A 5,957-nucleotide genomic window follows, 5' to 3' on the forward strand; every position below is an offset into this window, starting at 1 on the left:
GCTGCCCCGGGCAATGGTGGCCCAGCTCTACGACCCCTCGGCGCTGCTCGACCCCGAGCGCGGGGTGGCCAAGCTCCTCACCACGGCCACCGGGCCGAAGACCGAGGCACGTGAGAAGGTCAGCGGAAAGGACGCCTACCGGGTCAGGGCGACCCTGCCCAAGGACGTCGCGGCCACGCTGGTCCCCGGCGTCACCGCGGACCTGCCCGGACAGGTCTGGGTCACCACGGCCGACCATCGGCCGATCAGGCTCAAGATGGAGATGCCGGCCGCGAGCGGGGCCGGCAAGGGCTCCGTCACCGTGTCACTGAACGAGTTCAACGCCGACTACAAGATCGCCCCGCCGAAGTGACCTCGCGATCGCGCGGAGTCGCGATCGGCGTGGGCGGCGGGATCGTCCTGCTGGCCGCGCTGGACGCCTACGTCATCGTCACCCTCCTGGTCGACGTCTCCCAGGACCTCGGCGTACCGGTCAACCGGCTCGAGCGCGCGACGCCCATAGTCACCGGCTTCCTGCTCGGCTACATCGCGGCGATGCCCCTGCTCGGGCAGCTCTCCGACCGGTACGGCCGCCGCCCGCTGCTGCACGCCTGCCTGGCCGGTTTCGCGATCGGCTCGGCCGTGACCGCGGTCGCCGGCCAGTTGCCGATGCTCGTCGCCGGGCGGGCCCTGCAGGGAGTCGCCGGGGGCGCGCTGCTGCCGATCACCATGGCGCTCGCGGGCGACCTCTGGGAGGAACGCAGGCGCCCCATCGTGCTCGGGGCGATCGGCGCGGCACAGGAGCTCGGCAGCGTGCTCGGACCCCTGTACGGCGCCGGGGTCGCCGCCGCGGTCGGCTGGCGCGGAATCTTCTGGATCAACATCCCGCTGGCCCTGCTCGCGATGGTCGCCGTGCACGTCTGCGTGCCGGCCGCAGGTCATGGGCTCGCCGCCCGGCCCGAGGGCACCGCACCGGACGACGGGGCCGGGCCGGCGCTCCGGCCGCGAATCGACGTGGTCGGGGGCCTCCTGCTGGCGACGGCGCTCGGGCTGCTCGTCGTGGGGCTCTACAACCCCGAGCCCGACCAGGGGGCGCTGCCCGCGTGGGGCCCGCCGGTCCTGCTCGCGGCGCTGGTGCTGGTGGTCGCGTTCGGCTGCTGGGAGGCGCGGGCCCGCACCCGGCTGCTCGACCTCACCGGCGTACGACGCGGACCTCTGCTGGCAACGCTGGGGATCAGCTTCGTGTCCGGCGCGGCGCTGATGGTGACGCTCGTGGACGTGCAGCTGATCGCGCAGACGATGCTCGGCAAGGACTCGACCGGCGGGGCGCTGATGCTCAGCCGGTTCCTCATCGCGCTCGCGGTCGCCGCACTCGCGGGCGGGCTGCTCGCCCGGTGGATCGGCGAACGGTGGACCGTGGTCGCCGGCCTGGCGATCGCCGCGGTCGGCTACCTGCTCGTGGCCGGCTGGCCGGTCGACGTACTGGCCGCCCGCCATGGGCCGCTCCCCCGCCTGGACGTCGATCTCGCGGTGGCCGGCGCCGGGCTCGGACTCGTCATCGCGCCGGCGTCTTCGGCGGTGCTGCGCCTCATGCCACCGGCACGGCACGGCGTCGCCTCGGCGGCGCTCGTGGTCTCACGGATGATGGGCATGCTGCTCGGCGTCGCCGCGCTGTCGGCGTGGGGCTTCCACCGGTTCCAGTCGCTGACCGCCGACCTGGTCGCGCCGCTGCCCTTCGGGGTCCCGCAAGCCGAGTACGCCCGCCAGATCGCCGCCTACCGCGGGGCGCTGGCCGAGGCCCTCCACGTCGAGTACCGCGAGATCTTCCTGATCACCGCCGGGCTGTGCGCCGTCGGCGCGTTGCTCGGGCTCGCCCTCGGCGGGCCCTCCGGCTCCGCGCGGAGCGATCCCGGCGCTGAGGGGGCGCTGACTCGCGCGGGCGGCCGAGCGGCATCGGGTCGCCGGCGTACATAGGGTGGGGAGGGCCGCCCGAGGCACATCCGTGCGATCACCGATGCGGCGGCGGAAAGACAGTGTGCCGTGCAGCGGATGAGCGGACTGGACGCCGGTTTCTTCCTGGTCGAGGACGACAACACGCCACTCCACGTGGCATCGGTCATCGTGTTCGAAGGCCCTCCTCCCTCGTACGGGGATCTGGTCCGCAAGATCGTCTCGAAGCTGCCGCAGGTGCCCCGATACCGGCAGCGCGTGCGCGCGCTTCCCCTGCACCTCGGCCGACCCGTGTGGACCGACGATCCGCATTTCCAGATCCTCTACCACGTACGGCACACGGCGGTGCCGGCTCCGGGCACCGAGGAGCAGCTGCGCAACCTGGCCGGCCGGGTGCTCGCGCAGCGCTTGGACCGTAGCAAGCCGCTCTGGGAGATCTGGCTCGTCGAAGGCCTCGAGGGCGGCCGCTGGGCGCTCATCGGCAAGGTGCACCACTGCATGGTGGACGGCGTCGCCGGGATGGATCTGATGACGGTGATCTTCGACCTGAGCCCCGAGACCCTGGAGATCGAAACCGCGTCCTGGGAGCCCGAGCCGGAGCCCTCCGAGCTCGCGCTGGTGCTCGACGGCGTACGGCAGAATCTGGCCGGGCCGGTGCGCGGGCTGACCGCGCTGCCCGGGCTGGTGGGATCGCTGCGCGATGGCCGCCAGGTCAGGGACTTCGCCGGCGGGCTGACCCGAAGCGTGGCCAGGTTCGTCCGCCCGTCGGCGAGCTCGCTGAACGGTCCCATCGGCCCGCACCGGCGCTGGCACTGGGTGCAGGGCGACCTGGACGAGATCAAGACGATCCGGCGCGCGGTCGGCGGCACCGTCAACGACATCGTGCTGGCCGCCGTGACCCGGGGGTTCCGCGATCTACTCGACGGCCGCGGCGAGCTGACCCCCGGGGCGGTGGTGCGCACGGCGGTACCGGTGTCGCTTCGCACGAGCGACGAGAAGGGCGAGCTCACCAACCGGGTCGCCCCGGTGTTCGTCAATCTGCCCTGCGGGGAGGAGGACCCTCTACTCCGCCTGCACCTGATCCGCAAGCAGATGGACGACCTCAAACGCAGCCATCAAGAGGTCGGCAGCACCACGCTCACGCGGCTCACCGACGCCGCCGTGGCGCCGGCCCTGCTCACCCTGGCCACCCGGACGCCCATGCGGCTGCACAATCCGGTCGTACAGACGATCACCACCAACGTCCCCGGCCCGCAGTTCCCGCTGTACGTGCTGGGCCGCAAGGCCCTGGAACTGCACCCGTACGTCCCCATCACCGGCGGCATGCGGGTCGCGACCGCGATCTTCTCCTACCTCGGCCGGCTGAACTTCGGCATCACCGGCGACTTCGACGCCATGCCCGACCTCGAGGTCCTGGCCAAGGGGATCCACGCGGGATTCGACGAGCTGGCGGGCAAGGCCGAGCAGGCGCGGCAGCGCAGAGCCCGCTGACGGCTCCCGGCGAACGCGCGAGACTTCGCTCAGGCGACCGGAAGGAGGGTGGGGTCACGGGATTCTGACGTTCCGAGACGTATCCGGGAACGGTTCCATACCCACCCTCCTTGAGCCGCGGACCCAGATCGGGTGCTCGGACCGGTCTCCAACAGGGAGAGCGTATTGTCCCCCGCTGACAATTCGGTTGCCCGTCCGGATGGGCGTCGTTAGCGCCACGCCGGTGACCTACGAGCATCCGCTGGCCTACCTGCTCGGGCTCGAGGGCGTGGCCCTGCTGCGAGCGTTCACCGGAGAATTCGACCGCGACTTCGTGGAGTCGCGGATCGCCGAGGTCCGTCGTCTGCTCGACGATGAGTCACTGGCGAGCGCGGCGGTGGAGGTCGACCGCGTGGAAACGGTCGAGGGATACCGGGTATGGTCCCGAACCTACGACGACGCTTTCAATGGGGCGTTCGAGCTCGACGAACCCGTGGTCGGCCAGATCGTCGACGCGCTGCCGACGGGGGTCGCGGTCGACGCCGCGTGCGGCACAGGGCGGTACACCGCGATGCTGACCGAACGCGGCCATCGCGTCATCGGCGTGGACAACTCACCGGACATGCTCCGGCGGGCGCGCGAACGCGTTCCCACGGGCGAGTTCCTGCTCGGCGATCTGCACCGGCTGCCGATGGCGGACGGCGAAGCCGATCTGGTCGTCTGCGCACTGGCGCTGACGCACGTCCCCGTGCTCGATCCGGTGCTGGAGGAGTTCGCCAGAGTGCTGCGCCCGGGGGGGCATCTGGTGATCTCCGATGTCCATCCGGAGCGGGTACTGCGGGGCTCGATTCCCTCCGTCCGCGGTCCTGACGGCCGCCCGGGCCGGGTGTCCACCCATCGTCACCTGGTCGGGGACTACCTGCGCGCGGCCTTGCCGGTGGGACTGCGGCTGCGACGCTGCGAGGAGCCTCGCCCGCCCGCCGCGTCGCCGTCCCTGCCCCCGGCCACGGAGAGGACGGACCGTGCGGTGGGACCGTGGGAGCTCTGGCCGTGGTGCCTGGCCGATCTGGTGCCCGAGGCGTCGCGGGCGGCCCATGCCGGCGTACCGACAATGATCATTTGGCATTTCCAGTCGGCCGGGGCCTGAGGAAAACGCAGGTGAAGAACCTGTTGAGAACGGCAACAGGGGGAATGGGCCTCTAAAAGCCGCTAGGAGAGCTAGGGGTGAGGGCTCGATGAACGCTGTGCATTCGCCCTCGGGCGACGGAGCGACCCGTACCGTTGAGCGGAACAAGTCGGTAGGTGCGCTGGTGCAGCAGGCCACCGAGCAGCTGTCCGAGCTGGTCCGCTCGGAACTGCGGCTGGCGGTCGCCGAGGTGAAGGACAAGGGCCGCCATGCGAGAGTCGGGGCCGGGATGTTCGGTGGGGCCGCGCTGGTCGCCTTATACGGCGTCGGGGCCCTGGTGACGGCCGCGATCGTGGCATTGGCGCGCGTGCTCCCGTTGTGGGCGTCGGCGCTGATCGTCGGCGCGGTCCTGCTAGTGATCGCCGCTGCGCTGGCGCTGCTGGGCCGTCGGCAGGTCACCCAGGCGATGCCGCCGGTGCCAGAGCGGGCGATCGACAGCGCCAAGCACGACGTCCGGGAGATCAGGGAAAGAGCACACCGATGACCACCAACGATGCCCGCGACGCGGGGAACCCGCACCGGGCCGTGCGGAACCGGAGACCACCGGCCGAGACCGAGGAACTGCGTGAGGACATCGCCCACACGCGCGACGAACTCGGCGCCACCGTCGAGGCGCTGGCCCAGAAGGCCGACGTCAAAGCCCGGGCCAAGGACAAGGCGGCGCAGCTGAAGGGCAACGTCGTCGGTCAGGCCCGCAAGACCGCCTCTCGCGCGTCGACGCCGGCAGTGCGTCGCGGTACCGCGGTGGCGGTGGCCGGCGCCGGGGCCGGAGCCGTGGCGTGGTGGGTACGGCAGCGCCGCGGAGCCCGCAAGCCGACGAAGTGGGAACCGGCGCTCCGGATGGGGCGGCGGATCTGCGGCAAGGCCACGCGAAAACGCCGCTGAAGGGTCCCTCCGCGCTCTGAACGTGCCCGAGCAGCGTTCAGTATCGGCCTACGCACCACCGAGAACCCAAGACCGCCGTGGTGCATTCGCCGACACCGACGATGCTTCTACGGCGTCACCACTCCGCCGGCGCGCCGTCGTCGTGCCGTCGACGTCTCCATCCCGACGATCTTCATGACCGGCTCTCCCCGCGCTCCGCCCGTACCCGCTCCAGATCACGCCAGGCCTGCGCGAGCAGGTCTCGCATGGCCGCCTCGGCGATTCCCTCGTCCTTCGCCGTGATCGCGTCGAGCACCGCCCGGTGGCTCTGGACCGGGTCCGTGCTGCCGGGAGTCCCGTGCACCAACTCGTCCCGGCCGGCCAGGCCCGCGCCCATGACGACGTCCAGCCGGGCGAGCAACTCGTTGCCGCTCGCCACGAGCAGCGCACGGTGAAACTCCAGGTCCGCGGCCGTGGCCGCGGCGGTGGTGCCGCGGGCCTGGACCAT

General features: G+C 71.6%; 7 protein-coding genes. 6 read left to right on the top strand and 1 reads right to left on the bottom strand.

What is annotated here, in order from left to right:
* From HKK72_RS41785 to HKK72_RS34865, 6 genes are all read left to right on the top strand, one after another.
* Positions 1-352, top strand: a 352-nt coding sequence (locus tag HKK72_RS41785) for an LppX_LprAFG lipoprotein (protein WP_187238669.1), incomplete at its 5' end; no start/stop codon positions are given.
* Complete coding sequence (locus HKK72_RS34845) at positions 349-1,953, top strand: MFS transporter (RefSeq protein ID WP_187238670.1); 1,605 nt, start codon at positions 349-351, stop codon at positions 1,951-1,953. The genes HKK72_RS41785 and HKK72_RS34845, both read left to right, overlap by 4 nt.
* Positions 1,954-2,028: 75 nt before the next feature.
* The gene (locus HKK72_RS34850) at positions 2,029-3,420 is read left to right on the top strand and encodes a WS/DGAT/MGAT family O-acyltransferase (RefSeq protein ID WP_187238671.1); all 1,392 of its coding nucleotides are present in this window, start codon (positions 2,029-2,031) and stop codon (positions 3,418-3,420) included.
* A 223-nt stretch (positions 3,421-3,643) separates the two neighbouring features.
* On the top strand, positions 3,644-4,546 hold the full coding sequence (locus HKK72_RS34855; protein ID WP_187238672.1) for a class I SAM-dependent methyltransferase: 903 nt from the start codon (positions 3,644-3,646) through the stop codon (positions 4,544-4,546).
* 88 nt (positions 4,547-4,634) lie between these two features.
* Positions 4,635-5,069 (top strand): phage holin family protein, encoded by a 435-nt coding sequence (locus HKK72_RS34860; protein WP_187238673.1) that lies wholly within the window; start codon positions 4,635-4,637, stop codon positions 5,067-5,069.
* Positions 5,066-5,470 (top strand): DUF3618 domain-containing protein, encoded by a 405-nt coding sequence (locus HKK72_RS34865; RefSeq protein WP_187238674.1) that lies wholly within the window; start codon positions 5,066-5,068, stop codon positions 5,468-5,470. Before HKK72_RS34860 ends, HKK72_RS34865 begins: the two co-directional genes overlap by 4 nt.
* A 172-nt stretch (positions 5,471-5,642) precedes the next feature.
* Here HKK72_RS34865 and HKK72_RS34870 read toward each other — a convergent pair.
* A partial coding sequence (locus tag HKK72_RS34870) for an FCD domain-containing protein (RefSeq protein ID WP_187238675.1) occupies positions 5,643-5,957 on the bottom strand: 315 nt, incomplete at its 5' end.

This window comes from Actinomadura sp. HBU206391, assembly GCF_014323665.1.
Taxonomy (GTDB): Bacteria; Actinomycetota; Actinomycetes; order Streptosporangiales; family Streptosporangiaceae; genus Actinomadura_C.